We start from the raw sequence: 16,276 nt of genomic DNA, 5'->3' as shown, positions 1-16,276 counted from the left end.
CTCCTCGTGAGTACATCAGGTTGAATACGTCAGAGCATCCTAGCAAAAGCCCTGACAAAAGCCTGTTACCGGAAACGAAAAAGCCCGGCAACCAGTGCCGGGCTTTTCTTGTTACGACCGATAACGCTTAGGCGTTGACGTTTTCGTCTTCGAGCACGGCTTTCATGGACAGGCGGATACGGCCCTGCTTATCCACTTCGAGTACCTTGACCTTGACGATGTCGCCTTCCTTGAGCTTGTCGGAGACCTTTTCCACGCGCTCGCTGGAGATCTGCGAAACGTGCACCAGACCATCCTTGCCCGGCATGATCGTGACGAATGCGCCGAAATCCATCAGCTTGGCGACCTTGCCCTCGTAGATGCGGCCCGGCTCGACGTCGGAAGTGATCTGCTCGATGCGCTTCTTCGCCTCATCGGCGGCGAGGCGGTTCACCGAAGCGATAATCACCGTGCCGTCATCGCTGATGTCGATCGTGGTGCCGGTCTCTTCGGTGATCGAGCGGATGGTGGCGCCGCCCTTGCCGATGACTTCGCGGATCTTGTCGGGATGGATCTTGATGGTGAGCAGACGCGGGGCGAACTCGCTCATCTCCGAACGCGGCGTGCTGATGACCTTGGCCATTTCGCCGAGGATATGCAGACGACCACGGGTAGCCTGCTCCAGCGCGACCTTCATGATCTCTTCGGTGATGCCGTCGATCTTGATGTCCATCTGCAGCGCGGAAACGCCTTCGGCGGTACCGGCCACTTTGAAGTCCATGTCGCCCAGGTGATCTTCGTCACCCAGGATGTCCGACAGCACGACAAAGTCGCTACCTTCCTTGACCAGACCCATGGCGATACCCGCCACCGGCGACTTCAGCGGCACGCCCGCGTCCATCATGGCCAGCGAAGAACCGCACACCGACGCCATCGACGAGGAGCCGTTCGACTCGGTGATCTCCGAGACCACGCGAATCACGTACGGGAACTCTTCGATGCTCGGCTTGACGGCCTGCACGCCGCGCTTGGCAAGGCGGCCGTGGCCGATCTCGCGACGCTTCGGGCTGCCGACGCGGCCGGTCTCGCCCACCGAGAATGGCGGGAAGTTGTAATGGAACAGGAACGGATCTTTCGACTCGCCTTCCGGCGCATCGATGAGCTGCGCGTCACGGGTGGTACCGAGCGTGGCAACGACCAGCGCCTGGGTTTCGCCGCGAGTGAACAGTGCCGAACCGTGGGTACGCGGCAACACGCCGACGCGCACGGTGATCGGGCGGACATCGTCCAGCTTGCGGCCGTCGATACGCACCTTGGTCTTCAGCACGCCATTGCGCATGGTGTGATATTCGACTTCGCCGAAAGCGGTACCGATATCGCCATCGCTCCAGCCGGCCGCGGTGGCCTGCTCGGCAATCTTGCTCTTGACGTCGCTCTTGATCGCCGAAATGACGTCGCGGCGCTCCATCTTGTCGCGGACCTGGAAGGCCTCGACCAGACGATTGCCGATAGCAGCCTCAAGGGCAGCGAACAGCGCGTCGTTACGTGCCGGGGCTTCCCACTTGAAGGTCTTGCGGCCAGCTTCGGCAACGAACTCGTTGATCGCATTGACCGCGGCCTGCATCTGCTGGTGACCGAAGACCACCGCGCCGAGCATCACTTCTTCGCTGAGCAGCTTGGCTTCCGACTCCACCATCAACACCGCATTGGCGGTACCGGCGACGACCAGATCAAGATCGGAGGTCTTCAGTTCGGTGACGGTCGGGTTGAGCAGGTACTTGCCGTTGGCATAACCCACGCGGGCAGCACCGATCGGGCCCTTGAACGGGACGCCGGCCAGGACCAGCGCGGCAGAAGCACCGAGCATCGCCAGCATGTCGCCGTCGACTTCCGGGTTCAGCGACACCACTTGGGCGATGACCTGAATTTCGTTCTTGAACTCTTCCGGGAACAACGGACGGATCGGACGATCGATCAGACGCGAGGTCAGTGTTTCTTTCTCGGTCGGCCGGCCTTCACGCTTGAAGAAGCCGCCCGGGATACGGCCGGCAGCGTAGAACTTTTCCTGGTAATCGACGGTGAGCGGGAAGAAATCCTGCCCCTCGCGCGCCTTGGTCGCGGCCACAGCGGTGACCAGCACCACGGTGCCGCCCATGCTGACCATGACGGCACCAGACGCCTGGCGGGCAATTTCGCCCGTCTCCAGTGTGACTTCGTGATTACCGTACTGGAATGACTTGGTTACTTTCGCCACTTTGATAATGTCCTTGTCCGATTAACGGCGCAGGCCGAGGCGTTCAATCAGGGTCTGGTAACGGGCCAGATCGTTTTTCTTCAAGTAGCCCAGGAGGCTCTTGCGCTGGTTGACCAGCTTCAACAGGCCGCGGCGGGAATGGTGATCCTGCTTGTGCGTCTGGAAGTGGCCAGTGAGGTGAGTGATGCGGGCGGACAACAAGGCCACCTGGACTTCCGGCGAACCGGTGTCGTTAGGTACGCGGCCGAAGTCAGCAATGATCTTGCCGGTCTGTTCTGCAGTGAGGGACATGGTATCTCTTCCTTAAAAGGCGATGCGAAGCTTGCGCAACGTCACGAAGATGACGTTGCGCAAGCTTCGCCTTGATGAATGAAAGCTATGGAACAAGCAGGGTATTCTAACGATTGAGACCGCATCACAACAAGGGCGTCATAGTTTGCGGTTAAACAGGCGGATTTATCTGAGGCAGGTTGAAGCCCCGCAGGATGTGTAAACGCCCCTCCTGGTCGACTTCGCCCAAGGCCAGCAAACGGCCGTCGTCGGCATAAACGGCACAGCGCGGAACCCCATTCAGCACGTCGGTCGGAATCTGACGCCCCTGTGAGACAGCCAGGCTCTGAGCCGCATCCAGCCTCAATGTCGGCAGCTCGGCCAGCCCTGCCTCCACTGGCAGCACATAGGTGTCCAGGGCCTGATCGCTCTGCTCTGCGGCCTGCTGAAGCTGCTCCAGCGTCACCATGACCGGTTCGCGGAACGGCTCGACCCACAGCCGTCGCAAGGCGGTCAAATGGGCGCCGCAGCCGAGATCTTCGCCTAAATCCACGGCCAAACTGCGCACGTAGGTGCCTGAACCGCACTCCACGTATAGCTGCAAACTGTCTCCGCTGCGCGATAGCAGATCAAGGCGATAAATCTCAACCTCGCGCGACGGCACTTCGATCGCCTCGCCGCGACGGGCCTTCAAATACAGCGGCTCGCCATCCTGCTTGATCGCCGAATAGACCGGTGGAACCTGAACGATACGACCACGAAGCTTGGCCAGCGCACGCTCGATAGCGGCGTCATCCAGCACCGGCACCGGCCGCTGCAGGGCGATCTCACCTTCCAGATCCGCCGTGGTGGTGGTGATTCCCAGCCGGCATTCAGCGATATAGGCCTTGCACGAGCCCAGCAAGGTGCCTGCAATCTTGGTGCCTTCACCGAAACACAGCGGTAAAAGCCCGGTTGCCAGCGGGTCCAACGCCCCTGTATGGCCGCCTTTAGCGGCTCGCAACAATTTCCGTGCGGCCTGCAAGGCCTGGTTGGAACTCAAGCCCAGCGGCTTGTCGAGCAGCACAATGCCGTGCAAGTCGCGAAAACGGATACGATTTTTGGCTGAACGTTTATTGATACGCGTGACTCAGTCTTCGTTGTCGTCTTTTTTTGGCGACAGGTCATGCGCTTGCTCGCGCAACAAGCGCTCGATGCGCTCACCTGTATCAACCGATTCGTCGTATTTGAAACGCAATTCCGGCACCCGGCGCAAGCGCATGCTGCGCGACAGCTCGCGACGGAACTCAATCGCCAGCTCCTTAAGCGCCTTCACCGCCGTAGCCGACTGTTCGGGCAACAAAGCAGTCACCCATACGGTGGCCCAGTCCAGATCACGCGTAACCTCCACGTCCGACACGCTGACCGATGGCAGGCCATGGTCGCGGACGGCGGCATGCACCAGCAAGCTGATTTCGCGGCGCAATTCAGCACCTACGCGGTCGGTACGTTTGAAATCACGTGAGGGCATGGGGCACTCCAAAATCCAATAACGGCACATCGTCGCCAAGCGACGATGGCCTAATCTCCCCTCCCCCGAGACGAGGGAGAGGAAGTTGAGTTACTTACAGCGTCCTCGCTACCTCGTGACGCTCGAAGCACTCGATTTGATCGCCAGGCTTGACGTCGTTGTACTGCTTCACGGCAATACCGCATTCCATGCCGTTACGCACTTCGTCCACCAGATCCTTGAAGCGGCGCAGCGACTCCAACTCGCCCTGGAAGATCACAGTGTTGTCGCGTAGCACGCGGATAGGCTTGCTGCGCTTGACCGTACCTTCGATCACCATGCAACCGGCCACGGCACCGAACTTGGAGCTGCGGAACACCTCGCGCACCTGGGCGGTACCGATGATTTCTTCGCGCACTTCCATGCCCAGCAGACCCGAGGCGGCCTGCTTCACCTGATCGATCACGTCATAGATGATCGAGAAGTAACGCATGTCCAGACCCGCGGTATCGACCACCTTGCGCGCCGAAGCGTCGGCACGCACGTTGAAGCCGATAATCAGCGCCTTGGAAGCCGCCGCCAACGTGGCATCGGACTCGGTGATGCCGCCGACGCCGGCCGCGATCACGTTGACCTTTACATTCTCGTTGCCGATCTGGCTGAGCGATTCACGCAAGGCCTGCACCGAACCCTGCACATCGGCCTTGACCAGGATGTTGAGCGTCTGCTGCTCGGCACCCTGACCCATCTGCGCGATGATGTCTTCAAGGCGGTTGGCCTTGCTGACCATGCGCGTTTCGCGGCGCTTCAAATTACGCTCGGCGGCCACTTCACGGGCCAACCGCTCGTCGGCCACCACGACAAAGTCGTCGCCTGATTCCGGCACTCCGGACAAGCCCAGCACCTGCACCGGGATCGACGGGCCGGCAGATTGCACCTGCTTGCCGTTCTCGTCGATCAGCGCACGCATACGGCCATACTCAATACCGCAGACGACGAAGTCGCCGCGCTTGAGCGTGCCTTGCTGCACCAGCACGGTAGCCACCGGACCACGACCGCGATCCAGGCTCGATTCGATCACCACGCCAGAAGCGGCGCCGTCTTCAACGGCAGTCAGCTCCATCACTTCGGCCTGTACCGAAATCGCTTCAAGCAATTCGTCGATACCGGTACCGGCCTTGGCCGAAACAGGTACGAACATGGTGTCGCCACCCCAATCTTCCGGGACCACTTCCAACGTCACCAGGCCTTGCTTGACGTTGTCCGGATTGGCGTCGGACTTATCCATTTTGTTAACGGCGACGATGATCGGCACCTTGGCCGCACGCGCATGCTGCACGGCCTCGGCCGTCTGCGGCATCACGCCATCGTCGGCCGCCACCACCAGCACCACGATATCGGTGGACTGCGCACCGCGCGCGCGCATCGAGGTAAAGGCAGCATGGCCTGGGGTATCGAGGAAGGTAATAACGCCCTTGGGCGTTTCCACGTGATACGCACCGATGTGCTGGGTGATGCCACCAGCCTCGCCAGAAGCGACCTTGGCGCGGCGGATGTAATCGAGCAGCGAGGTCTTGCCGTGATCGACGTGGCCCATGATGGTGACCACCGGCGGACGCGGCTTCTTCTCGCCTTCAAGCTCGGCATTCTGGGTGTGCGCGGCGAGTGTCGCCTCGGCATTGTCTTCGCTGGCCGCAACCGGGGTATGCCCCAGCTCTTCAATCACCAGTACCGCCGTATCGTGATCGATGGTCTGGTTGATCGTGGCCATTACGCCCATCTTGAACAGGGCCTTGACCACTTCCGAACCCTTGACCGCCATCTTCTGCGCAAGCTCGGCGACCACATTGGCGTCGCCCACGACCACTTCGCGCACCACAGCCGCGGTGGGACGGGTGAAACCGTGCGGACCGGCGTTAGCGTTGTTGTTATTACCGCGCGACGCCTCACGAACCGAGCCGCGACCCGGCTTGCCGCGCTTGTTGGAGCGCTTCGCCCGATCGGCATCGGACAGGTGCAGTTCGCCACCGGCGAAACGCTTGCCGCCCGGACTATCGTCACGGTCGCGACCACCGCCACCACCGCCATGACGCGGCGGCTTGTTGCGATTGGCATCGGCGTTGGCAGGCGCAGCCGCCGCCGGGGCTGGAGCCCGTGCAGAAGCTGGCGCGGCAGCGACTGGAGCCGCAGCGGGCGCAGGCGCGGGAGCCGGGGCCGGCGGCGGGGCCGGCGGAGCCACCGGCTTGATCTCGCGTCGGCGCGGTTCGTGAATACGCGGCAGGATCATGCCCAGTTCGCGCGGATCTATTTTTTGTACGGTCGATTGCGGCGCAGCAGGCTGCGCCACTGACTTCTCGGCGGGCACTTCAGCCACGACCGCGGTTTCGACGGGGGCGCTGACTTCGGTCACAGGAGTTTCCACACGGACGGTTTCGGCCTGCTTCAGAGCTTCGGCTTCAGCCTTGAGACGGCGCTGCTCGGCGGCTTCATCCTGCCGGCGCTGCTCTTCCTCGGCTTGTTGCAAAGCTTCTTGCTGGCGACGGAGATCGGCCTCAATGCGCTCGTTTTCTTCGTGTTCGCGCTGCTGTTGAGATTCATGCAGCTTGCGCACGGCATCTTCACGCTCGACATCCGCGCCAGCCTCTTCGGCGATAACGCTGCGCTTGACGTAGGTTCGCTTGGCGCGCACTTCGACGTTCACCGTCTTGGCGCCTGCGGCGCCACGCGCACCCGGTGTCGCCACCGTCAGCTCGCTGACTTTGCGGCGTTTGAGGGTGATCTGGCGCGGGGAGCTGTCCTCGGCCTCGACCGCGACCTCGCCCTTGCCATGAGTACGGCGCAGGAAGCCAAGCAACTTCACCTTTTCGGTGCTGTTGATGACCTGCTCCGGATCGGAGAATTTCATACCAGCCTCGCCGAGCTGCCCAAGCAGCTTGTCGACTGGCATGCCAAGTAACTTGGCAAGTTGTTTAATCGTGACATCCGACATCGTGTTCTTTCTCCGCCGTTCCCGCGCTTATCGTCCGTGCGGCCTCGCCTGCACAGCCACCTCCGTCCCTGGTGAGAAGCCCCGTAAGGCCTCTCTCGGCGCGCCCATCCGGGGCGCTGCCGTTCGCGGTTAGCCGCCCTTCTCCAGTCGCTCGATCATCGGCGCACGCGCCGCAAGGATCAGCGCCGCAGCGCGTTCTTCGTCCATGCCTTCAATATCGATCAGCTCGTCCACCGCGAGGTCGGCCAGATCGTCCACTGTCACTACTTCACGTGAAGCCAATGCATAAGCAGTGGCCTCGTCCATACCCGGCAAGGCCAGCAGCTCTTCCGAAGGCTGATGCTCGTCAATGCCCTCTTCCACCGCCAGCGCCTCGGTCAGCAGCGCATCGCGGGCACGTGCGCGCAGCTCCTCCACGATGTCTTCGTCGAAACCTTCCACTGCCAGCAACTCGGCACTGGGTACGTAGGCGATTTCTTCGACGCTGGAAAAGCCTTCCTGCACCAGGATATTGGCAATTTCTTGATCCACTTCCAGCTTGTCCATGAACAACTGGCGTGCGGTTTCCTGCTCGGCTTCGCTCTTGGCAGTGACCTGGTCCTGAGTCATCACGTTGAGCTGCCAGCCGGTGAGCTTGCTGGCAAGGCGCACGTTCTGGCCGCCGCGGCCGATCGCCTGGGACAGTTTCTCCTCAGCGACGGCGATGTCCATGGAGTGCTTCTCTTCGTCCATGATGATGGACTGCACCTCCGCCGGCGCCATCGCATTGATGACGTACTGCGCCTGATTTTCGTGCCACAGGATGATGTCCACGCGCTCACCGTTGAGCTCGTTGGACACAGCCTGCACACGCGAGCCGCGCATGCCGATGCAGGCACCGATAGGATCGGTGCGGCTGTCGTGCGCGACCACGGCGATCTTCGCGCGATCACCCGGATCGCGTGCGCAACCTTTGATCTCGACCAGGCCCTGGCCGACTTCCGGCACTTCGAGCTTGAACAGCTCGATCATGAATTCCGGCGCCGCGCGTGAAACAAACAACTGCGGGCCACGGACTTCGGAGCGCACCTCGAACAGGTAACCGCGCACGCGGTCGCCGACACGAGCCGATTCGCGCGGAATAGTCTTGTCGCGCGGAATGAACGCCTCGGCATTGCTGCCCAGATCCAGATACACGTTGCCGCGCTCGACGCGCTTGACGATACCGGTAATCAGCTCGCCAACGCGGTCCTTGAATGCATCGACCACCTGCTGGCGCTCGGCTTCGCGCACTCGCTGCACGATCACCTGCTTGGCGGCCTGCGCGGCGATACGACCGAATTCGGCGTTCTCAACCTGCTGCTCGATGAACTCGCCGATCTGCGCGTCTTCGCGCTCATCGGTGGCATCCATCAAACGTAGCTGGTGGTACGGCGACTCCATCTCGCCATCGTCGGCAATGATTTCCCAGCGACGAAAGGTTTCGTATTCGCCGCTATTGCGATCGATAGAAACGCGGACATCTGGATCCTCATCCGGATAGCGCTTCTTCGCGGCAGAGGCCAACGCGGCCTCCATCGCTTCGAAAATCACGTCGCGCGGCACGCCTTTCTCGTTGGCAACCGCGTCTACCACCAGCAAAAGCTCTTTGCTCATTGCAGCAACTCCGTAGACGCCTCGCGGCGCCCGATCGCACTATTGATTAATTACTTCGTGGCCTTGCTGGCCGGTTTTTTTCCACCGTGCTTGGGCTGCGGCACGTAACCGAGCGCCACCCAATCCGGCACCACTCGCGCGCTTTCCACCGCCGAGTGATCGAATTCGAACGTCTTACCCTCGGCTTCCAGCGAAATACGCTCGCCCTCCACCGAAATCACCTTGCCGCGTAAACGGCGACGCCCTTCCAGTGGCGCTTTCAACAACAACTTCACTTCCCCACCGACAAACTTGCCGAATTGCGCCGCGGTGAACAGCGGCCGATCGATACCCGGTGAGGAGACTTCCAGCACGTAATGGCCGGGAATCGGGTCTTCCACGTCGAGCAAGGCCGACAATTCGCGGCTAGCTGCCTCGCAGTCATCTACATTGACTTCGCGTGCCTCAGTGGCCTTGTTGAGTACCTCCAGATAAACGCGAAGCGTACTCTGCCCATGCGACGGGAGAAACTCCACGCCAAGGCATTCCAGCCCAAGATCGGCCAGAACCTCGGTAAAACGTGTTGCGAGTGCGTGTGTATCCATGACTATTCTTCCGTCGCCAGAAACAAAAAATGGGCTCAAACGGCCCATTCCCTTATCTCGCCGTTGTTCCGACCCCTCCAGACTCTTTCCGGGTGCGAACCGCCAACATCTCGGCTGGCAAAGCATCGCACAACGCATCCTTGCGCCCAACAAAAAAGCCTCACGAGGAGGCTTTCTTGCTCTAAGAAAGATCTGGTAGCGGGGGTAGGATTCGAACCTACGACCTTCGGGTTATGAGCCCGACGAGCTGCCAGACTGCTCCACCCCGCATCAGAGTTCGAGAAGTTTAACGATGTGGCAGGGGTCTTGCAAGGGTTTTTGAAATTTAACTGGAAACATTTCTGACTTTTTTTCAAAACAATGCGACAAACCCATGTGCACTGCGCATTGAAGACCGATCATCGTTATGCATTGTGTGGTCGCAACGAGCATGTTCAAGATTCACTCGCCGTCATCAGCGCGCGCACTTAGCTCAAGCGATGAGTCCAAGTGCCAAGCGCATGCCGCATATCTAAAGTGAAAACGGCTGCCATTGGCAGCCGTTTTTACTAAACATCAATAACGCTGCGATCAAGCGGCAAATGCACTCTTGCACCACTCCAGCAACGGCCCCCAGCAAAAGCCCATCACCAACAGTGCGAATGCATTGAGCGAGAGCACGAAGCGCAGCGAAACATCAGCCTGCGGCTTGTGCTCGGTGCCTTCCACCGGCTTGTCGAAATACATCACCTTCACTACACGCAGGTAGTAGTACAGGCCGATGATCGCGAACACCGCGCCCACAATGGCCAGCCACAACATGCCGGCATTCACAGCGGCCTGCAGCACCATCAGCTTGGCGAAGAAGCCAAACATCGGCGGCACGCCGGCCAACGAGAACATCACCAACAACATCAGGAAAGCCAGCCACGGCGAACGCTGGTTAAGCCCTTTCAAATCGTCGACTTCTTCGCATTCGAAGCCGGCACGCGCCAAGGCCAGGATCACACCGAAAGCTGCGGTACCCATCAGCGCATAGCTGATCGCATAGAACATCGCGGCGGCATAGCCTTCGCTATTGGCGCTGGCCAGACCCAGCAGCAAATAACCCATATGCGAAATGGTCGAATAGGCCAGCACGCGTTTGAGGTTGGTCTGCACGATGGCAACCAGGTTACCGATCGCCAGCGACAGCACCGCCAGCACCGCCAACATTTGTTGCCAATGATGTGCGATCGACGGATCGCCCATGCCCGATTCCAGCAAACGATACGCCATACCGAACGCAGCCAGCTTCGGCGCCGAACCGATGAAAATGGTTACGGCTGTCGGCGAGCCCTGATAGACGTCCGGTATCCACATATGGAACGGCGCCGCACCCAGCTTGAAACCGATGCCGACAATCATGAAGATCAAACCGAACAACAGCAGGTTCGGCATCGTGTTGTGAACTGCGGCGGTATGCAACTGAACCAGGTCCAGCGTGCCAGTGGCGCCATAGACCATCGACATGCCGTACAGCAGCATGCCCGAAGCCAGCGCACCCAACACGAAGTACTTGATCGCCGCCTCGGACGACAAACTCGAATCGCGGTTCAGCGCGACCAAGGCGTATGAGGACAGCGTCAATAGCTCCAGCCCCAGATACACCGTCAGCAGGTTACCGGCGGACACCAGCAACATGATGCCGATCACCGCAAAGATCGTCAGCGTGTAGAACTCGCCGACGTACAGCTTGCGGTCGATCAGATACGGGCGAGCGTAGACAAATACCAATGCGGTACTCAGCAACGCAAAGACCTTGAGGATCTCGGCCACGCGATCACGCACGAACATGCCGTTGAAGGCCGTCACGGTTTGCTCGGGCTGACCGGCAACGACGAGGTACATCGCGATCAGCAGGACACCGATCGAGAGCCAATGCAGTACCCCTCGTCGCGCTGGCGTCATGAAGGCGTCCAGCAACAACAGCACGCACGCCGCCACTACCAAGTACAACTCCGGCAGCAGGATCAGAATGTCATTCATATTCGGCATGATGTGTCCTGCTTAAATCTTGTGGTTGCCAAGCTGCTGCACCAACTGCGTCACCGAAGCATCCATCAGATGGATCAACGGCTGCGGCCATACGCCCAGCACCAGCACGGCGGCGGCGAAAGCAATCAGCACGAAAGCTTCGCGACCATTGATGTCCTTCATTTCAGCGACGTGCGGATTGGTGATCTCACCCCACATCACTCGCTTGACCATCCACAGCGTATAAGCCGCGCCGATGATTAACGTAAAGGCGGCGAACAAGGCAATCCACGGATTGGCGCTGAAACTGGCCAGGATCACCATGAATTCGCCGACGAAACCGCTAGTACCCGGCAGGCCGCTGTTGGCCATCGCGAAGAACAAGTAAAAGAAACCGAACCACGGCATCACATTGATGACACCGCCGTAGTCCTTGATCTGACGCGAATGCAGGCGGTCGTACAGCACGCCGATGCAAGAGAACATCGCGCCCGATATGAATCCGTGCGAAATCATCTGCACCATGGCGCCCTGCATACCGAGCTTGGCGGCATCGAGATTGTTATCGCTACGCACCAGCATGAACGCAATAAAGATACCCAGGGTGACGAAGCCCATATGCGCCACGGACGAATACGCCACCAGCTTCTTCATGTCCTCCTGCACCAGCGCGATATAGCCGATGTAGACCACAGCAAGCAGGCTCAGGCCGATCACCAGCCAGGCATAAGCTTCGGACGCATCCGGCACGATCGGCAACGAGAAGCGCAGGAAACCGTAACCGCCGATTTTCAGCATCACTGCCGCCAGCACCACCGAACCACCGGTGGGCGCCTCCACGTGGGCATCCGGTAACCAGGTATGCACCGGCACCATCGGCACCTTGACGGCGAAAGCGAACAGGAAGGCGAAGAACAGCCAGCTCTGCTCCTTCATCGACAGGCGCAGGCCAGCCAGCGTATTCAAGTCGAATGAGCCGCCAGCCTTGTTGTACAGATAAATCAGGCCGATCAACATGAAGATCGAGCCGAGGAAGGTGTAGATGAAGAACTTCAACGTCGCGTAGACGCGGCGCGGACCACCCCAGACACCGATCAAGATAAACATCGGGATCAGCATCGCCTCGAAGAAGGCGTAGAACAGCAACGCATCGGTCGCGCAAAACACGCCGATCATCAGGCCTTCCAACACCAACATGGCTGCCATGTATTGATGCGGTTTGTCCTGAATAACATCCCAGGCGCCAATGATGACCAGGATGCCGACAAAGCTGGTCAACAGAATCAGCGCGACCGAAATGCCATCCACGGCCAGGCCGTAATGAACATTCAGCGCCGAGATCCATTGATAGTCTTCGGTGAACTGCTTGAGCGGGCTATCGGCATTGAACTGCATCAGCAGCACCAGGCTGACCGCAAAGGTCAGCACCGCCATCAGTAGCGCAGTCCAGCGTGCCAGGTTGGGTCGTGCCGAGCCGGCAAGCAGCACCGGTATGGCGCCGACGACGGGTAGCCAGATCAGTAGGCTGAGCAAGAAGTGATTGAACATATGAGCGCGCTTCCCTTATTGCCCGACCAGCCAATACCCGCCAAGCAGCAGGATCAGGCCGAGAATCATCGCGAATGCATAGTGATAGAGATAACCGGACTGCAAGCGACGCACACCACTTGCGATCCGTTGAACCAGATTGGCCGAACCATCGACCAGCGCACCATCGATCACCGCCGCATCGCCGCCCTTCCACAGCGCCCGACCCAGCATGACACCGCCCTTGGCGAACACCGCGTAGTAGACGTCGTCGATCCAGTACTTGCGATCGAGCATGGTCCACAGCGGCTTGAGCGCACTCTTGATCTTGTCGGCTACCGACGGATTGAACAGATAGATATAGGTGGTGATGGCGAAGGCCGCAGCCACGAGCCAGAACGGCGGTTGTCCGAAACCATGCAACGCCATCGCGAGCGAGCCATGGAACTCTTCGCCTAGCTTGCCCAGCACGTTATTGATTTCATGCACCTGGATCGAGCCACCGAACCAGTCGCCATACAACATCGGCTGGATCGCGAAGTAACCGATCAGCAGCGAAGGAATGGCCAGCAAGATCAGCGGCAGCGTCACCACCCACGGCGACTCCTTCGGCGCATGGTGCAGCACACCCGGCTCATGATGCTCGTCGTCATGATGTTCATCGTGATGACCATGGCCGTGCTGCTCGACCACCTTGAAGCGCTCCTTGCCGTGGAACGTCAGATACATCTGGCGGAACGTATAAGTAGCGGTAACGAAAGCGCCAGCCAGGACACAGAAGTAAGCGTAGCCAGCACCCCAGCGATGAGATTCGCCAACCGCCTCGATAATGGCGTCTTTGGAGTAGAAGCCAGCGAAGAACGGCACACCGCAAAGTGCCAGCGAACCGATCCACATGGTGATCCAGGTAATCGGCATGTACTTGCGCAAGCCGCCCATGTAGCGCATGTCCTGCTCATGATGCATGGCGATAATCACCGAACCCGCACCAAGGAATAGCAGCGCCTTGAAGAAAGCATGGGTCATCAGGTGGAACACCGCGCCGGCGTAGGCCGACGCGCCAAGCGCGACGGTCATATAACCGAGCTGCGACAGCGTGGAATACGCCACCACGCGCTTGATGTCGTTCTGCACAATGCCGATCAGGCCGGTGAACAAGGCACCGGTGGCACCAATAACCATCACAAAGCTGAGTGCGCCTTCGGACAACTCGAAGATCGGCGACATGCGCGCGACCATGAAGATACCGGCCGTGACCATGGTCGCGGCGTGGATCAACGCCGAAATCGGGGTCGGGCCTTCCATGGAATCGGGCAGCCACACATGCAATGGCACCTGGGCCGACTTACCCATGGCGCCGATAAATAGCAGTATCCCGATGACGGTGGCGGCATCCCACTGCACGGTCGAGGTAATGTGCAGAGTTTTGCCAATCAAGGTATCGGCGTTATGGAACGCCGTGGCGTAATCCAATGTATTGAGGAAAAACAGCACGGCCGCAATACCAAGCAAAAAGCCGAAATCGCCCACGCGATTGACCACGAACGCCTTGAGGTTGGCGTAGATCGCCGTCGGCTTTTTGTACCAGAAGCCGATCAACAGGTAGGACACCAGACCCACCGCCTCCCAGCCAAAGAAAAGCTGCATGAAGTTGTTGCTCATCACGAGCATCAACATCGAAAAGGTGAACAGCGAGATATAGCTGAAGAAACGCTGGTAGCCCGGATCGTCCTTCATGTAGCCGATGGTGTAGATATGCACCAGCAGCGATACAAAGGTCACTACCACCATCATCATCGCGGTGAGGCGGTCGATCAAAAAGCCGACGCTGGCACTGAACTTGCCGATCTCGAACCAGGTATAGAGATTGTGGTTGTAGTTCGTCGCCGCGCCCGTGGTGAGCTGATACAGCACGTAAAACGACAATCCGCAGGAAATCGCCACGCCAAGAATGGTCGCACTATGCGAACCGGCGCGACCGAGAAAGCGACCCAGGAAGCCAGCCAATACGCAGCCGACCAGCGGCGCCAGCGCAATGGTCAGCAGAATGGAGGTAGAAAGTTCCATCAGCTCAACCCTTCATGCTGTCGATTTGCGCGATATTGATCGTGCTGCGATTACGGAACAGCAGCACCAGAATCGCCAGGCCGATCGCGGTTTCCGCCGCCGCTACGGTAAGAATGAAGAACACAAACACCTGCCCTGCCGGATCGCCGTGAAAGCGCGAGAACGCCACGAAATTGATGTTCACCGCCAACAGCATCAGCTCGATCGACATCAGCAGCACGATGACGTTTTTGCGGTTGATGAACAAACTGGCGACGGCGATACAGAACAGCACCGCGCCGAGCACGATGAAATGCGAAAGCGTAATCATGGCTTGGTCTCCTGATCGCCGGCAGACGGCTGCGCCGGGGCGGGCTGCACCGATGCGGGATATTCGGTCGCCATCTTGACCAACCGCACGCGATCGCGCGGATTGACGCTGACCTGTTGGCTGGCGCTCTGGTGACGCGCGCCGCCGCGGTGACGCAAGGTCAATGCAACCGCAGCAACCACGCCCACGGTAAGAATCAAGGCAGCGATTTCGAAGGGCAGCAGGAATTGCGTATACAACGCATTGCCCAGCCATTCGGTATTGGATACGCCCATCGCCGTGGCCGGATTTTCGCCCATGGTCTGCGCATGCATGGCGCGCACACCGATCAGCGCCACCATTTCACCGAGCATGATGAGGGCAACAATGATGCCGACCGGCAGATAGCGAATGAAACCTTCGCGCACCTTCTCCTGTTCGATGTCGAGCATCATCACCACGAACAGGAACAGCACCATCACCGCACCGACGTAGACCACGATCAGGGCGATAGCGAGAAATTCGGCTTCGGCCAGCAGCCAGATGCAAGCCGTGCTGAAAAAGGTCAGCACCAGCGACAGCACGGCATGCACCGTATTGCGCAAGCTGATGACGCCTAGTGCAGCACCGACGGTGACCGCACCGAAGGCGTAGAAGCAAATGAGTTGGAATAGCTGCGGATCAATCATGATTCATGGACCTCAGCGGTACGCCGCGTCTTGAGCGCGAGCGGCGGCGATGTCCTGCTCGAAGCGGTCGCCAATTGCTAGCAACTGCGGCTTAGTCACAATGTTTTCACCGCGATGTTCGAAGTGATATTCGTGAATATGGGTTTCCACGATCGAATCGACCGGGCAGCTTTCTTCGCAAAAGCCGCAGAAGATGCACTTGAACAGGTCGATGTCGTAACGCGTGGTGCGGCGCTGACCGTCGCTTTCGCGCGGCGCCGAATCGATGGTAATCGCCAGTGCCGGACATACCGCTTCGCACAATTTGCAGGCGATGCAACGCTCCTCACCGTTCGCATACCGACGCAGCGCATGCAGGCCACGGAAACGGTTCGATTTGGGGATGTGCTCCATCGGATAGCGCATCGTGTACTTCGGCTTGAACATGTAGCGCAAGGTTAACCACATGCCCTTGGCCAACTCGATCAACAACAGACTTTTAAAATAGTGAGTAATGCGAGACATAGTCT

Annotated in this window: 13 protein-coding genes and 1 tRNA gene; all 14 read right to left on the bottom strand. The window is 59.3% G+C overall.

All coding sequences use genetic code 11. The features are described from left to right. Positions 1 to 127: 127 nt before the first annotated feature. The 14 genes from pnp to nuoI all read right to left on the bottom strand — a co-directional run bounded on the left by pnp (position 128) and on the right by nuoI (position 16,271). The gene (pnp, locus tag DVJ77_RS12720; protein ID WP_114845893.1) at positions 128 to 2,233 is read right to left on the bottom strand and encodes a polyribonucleotide nucleotidyltransferase; all 2,106 of its coding nucleotides are present in this window, start codon (positions 2,231 to 2,233) and stop codon (positions 128 to 130) included. A 21-nt stretch (positions 2,234 to 2,254) separates the two neighbouring features. After that, positions 2,255 to 2,524: a 30S ribosomal protein S15 gene (gene rpsO / locus DVJ77_RS12715; protein WP_114845892.1), complete on the bottom strand. Its 270-nt coding sequence runs from the start codon at positions 2,522 to 2,524 to the stop codon at positions 2,255 to 2,257. 151 nt (positions 2,525 to 2,675) lie between these two features. Then, a complete protein-coding gene (gene truB, locus DVJ77_RS12710; RefSeq protein WP_114845891.1) occupies positions 2,676 to 3,581 on the bottom strand; it encodes a tRNA pseudouridine(55) synthase TruB in 906 nt (301 codons plus the stop codon). Between the two features lie 51 nt (positions 3,582 to 3,632). Further along, positions 3,633 to 4,013, bottom strand: coding sequence for a 30S ribosome-binding factor RbfA (gene rbfA, locus DVJ77_RS12705; protein WP_114845890.1), 381 nt, complete (start codon positions 4,011 to 4,013; stop codon positions 3,633 to 3,635). A gap of 94 nt (positions 4,014 to 4,107) precedes the next feature. Further along, positions 4,108 to 6,981: a translation initiation factor IF-2 gene (gene infB, locus DVJ77_RS12700; protein WP_114845889.1), complete on the bottom strand. Its 2,874-nt coding sequence runs from the start codon at positions 6,979 to 6,981 to the stop codon at positions 4,108 to 4,110. Positions 6,982 to 7,110: 129 nt separating this feature from the next. Further along, positions 7,111 to 8,616 (bottom strand): transcription termination factor NusA, encoded by a 1,506-nt coding sequence (gene nusA / locus DVJ77_RS12695; protein ID WP_114845888.1) that lies wholly within the window; start codon positions 8,614 to 8,616, stop codon positions 7,111 to 7,113. A gap of 50 nt (positions 8,617 to 8,666) precedes the next feature. Next, complete coding sequence (locus tag DVJ77_RS12690; RefSeq protein WP_114845887.1) at positions 8,667 to 9,200, bottom strand: ribosome maturation factor RimP; 534 nt, start codon at positions 9,198 to 9,200, stop codon at positions 8,667 to 8,669. Positions 9,201 to 9,393: 193 nt separating this feature from the next. Continuing rightward, positions 9,394 to 9,470, bottom strand: a tRNA-Met gene (locus DVJ77_RS12685). Between the two features lie 300 nt (positions 9,471 to 9,770). Further along, positions 9,771 to 11,216: an NADH-quinone oxidoreductase subunit NuoN gene (gene nuoN / locus DVJ77_RS12680; RefSeq protein ID WP_114845886.1), complete on the bottom strand. Its 1,446-nt coding sequence runs from the start codon at positions 11,214 to 11,216 to the stop codon at positions 9,771 to 9,773. Between the two features lie 12 nt (positions 11,217 to 11,228). Beyond that, positions 11,229 to 12,743, bottom strand: a complete 1,515-nt coding sequence (locus tag DVJ77_RS12675) for an NADH-quinone oxidoreductase subunit M (protein WP_114845885.1) — start codon at positions 12,741 to 12,743, stop codon at positions 11,229 to 11,231. A gap of 15 nt (positions 12,744 to 12,758) precedes the next feature. Further along, a complete protein-coding gene (gene nuoL / locus DVJ77_RS12670) occupies positions 12,759 to 14,789 on the bottom strand; it encodes an NADH-quinone oxidoreductase subunit L (protein ID WP_114845884.1) in 2,031 nt (676 codons plus the stop codon). Positions 14,790 to 14,793: 4 nt separating this feature from the next. Beyond that, positions 14,794 to 15,099: an NADH-quinone oxidoreductase subunit NuoK gene (gene nuoK / locus DVJ77_RS12665; protein ID WP_114845883.1), complete on the bottom strand. Its 306-nt coding sequence runs from the start codon at positions 15,097 to 15,099 to the stop codon at positions 14,794 to 14,796. Next, positions 15,096 to 15,767, bottom strand: a complete 672-nt coding sequence (locus DVJ77_RS12660; protein ID WP_191983693.1) for an NADH-quinone oxidoreductase subunit J — start codon at positions 15,765 to 15,767, stop codon at positions 15,096 to 15,098. Before DVJ77_RS12660 ends, nuoK begins: the two co-directional genes overlap by 4 nt. 12 nt (positions 15,768 to 15,779) lie before the next feature. After that, positions 15,780 to 16,271: an NADH-quinone oxidoreductase subunit NuoI gene (nuoI, locus tag DVJ77_RS12655; RefSeq protein WP_114845882.1), complete on the bottom strand. Its 492-nt coding sequence runs from the start codon at positions 16,269 to 16,271 to the stop codon at positions 15,780 to 15,782. Positions 16,272 to 16,276 lie beyond the last annotated feature (5 nt).

Source organism: Dyella tabacisoli, from assembly GCF_003350925.1.
GTDB classification, from domain to species: Bacteria; Pseudomonadota; Gammaproteobacteria; order Xanthomonadales; family Rhodanobacteraceae; genus Dyella_C; species Dyella_C tabacisoli.
The sequence above is the reverse complement of the archived record's forward strand: the minus strand, read 5'-3'. Positions and strand labels throughout refer to the sequence as shown.

What these genes read in the sequence shown, in the direction of transcription:
- DVJ77_RS12690 (WP_114845887.1), bottom strand. Translation starts at nt 9,200, where the DNA reads ATGGATACACACGCACTCGCAACACGTTTTACCGAGGTTCTGGCCGAT.
- DVJ77_RS12660 (WP_191983693.1), bottom strand. Translation starts at nt 15,767, where the DNA reads ATGATTGATCCGCAGCTATTCCAACTCATTTGCTTCTACGCCTTCGGT.
- nuoN (WP_114845886.1), bottom strand. Translation starts at nt 11,216, where the DNA reads ATGCCGAATATGAATGACATTCTGATCCTGCTGCCGGAGTTGTACTTG.
- DVJ77_RS12675 (WP_114845885.1), bottom strand. Translation starts at nt 12,743, where the DNA reads ATGTTCAATCACTTCTTGCTCAGCCTACTGATCTGGCTACCCGTCGTC.
- nuoI (WP_114845882.1), bottom strand. Translation starts at nt 16,271, where the DNA reads ATGTCTCGCATTACTCACTATTTTAAAAGTCTGTTGTTGATCGAGTTG.
- rbfA (WP_114845890.1), bottom strand. Translation starts at nt 4,013, where the DNA reads ATGCCCTCACGTGATTTCAAACGTACCGACCGCGTAGGTGCTGAATTG.
- infB (WP_114845889.1), bottom strand. Translation starts at nt 6,981, where the DNA reads ATGTCGGATGTCACGATTAAACAACTTGCCAAGTTACTTGGCATGCCA.
- nuoL (WP_114845884.1), bottom strand. Translation starts at nt 14,789, where the DNA reads ATGGAACTTTCTACCTCCATTCTGCTGACCATTGCGCTGGCGCCGCTG.
- nuoK (WP_114845883.1), bottom strand. Translation starts at nt 15,099, where the DNA reads ATGATTACGCTTTCGCATTTCATCGTGCTCGGCGCGGTGCTGTTCTGT.
- rpsO (WP_114845892.1), bottom strand. Translation starts at nt 2,524, where the DNA reads ATGTCCCTCACTGCAGAACAGACCGGCAAGATCATTGCTGACTTCGGC.
- nusA (WP_114845888.1), bottom strand. Translation starts at nt 8,616, where the DNA reads ATGAGCAAAGAGCTTTTGCTGGTGGTAGACGCGGTTGCCAACGAGAAA.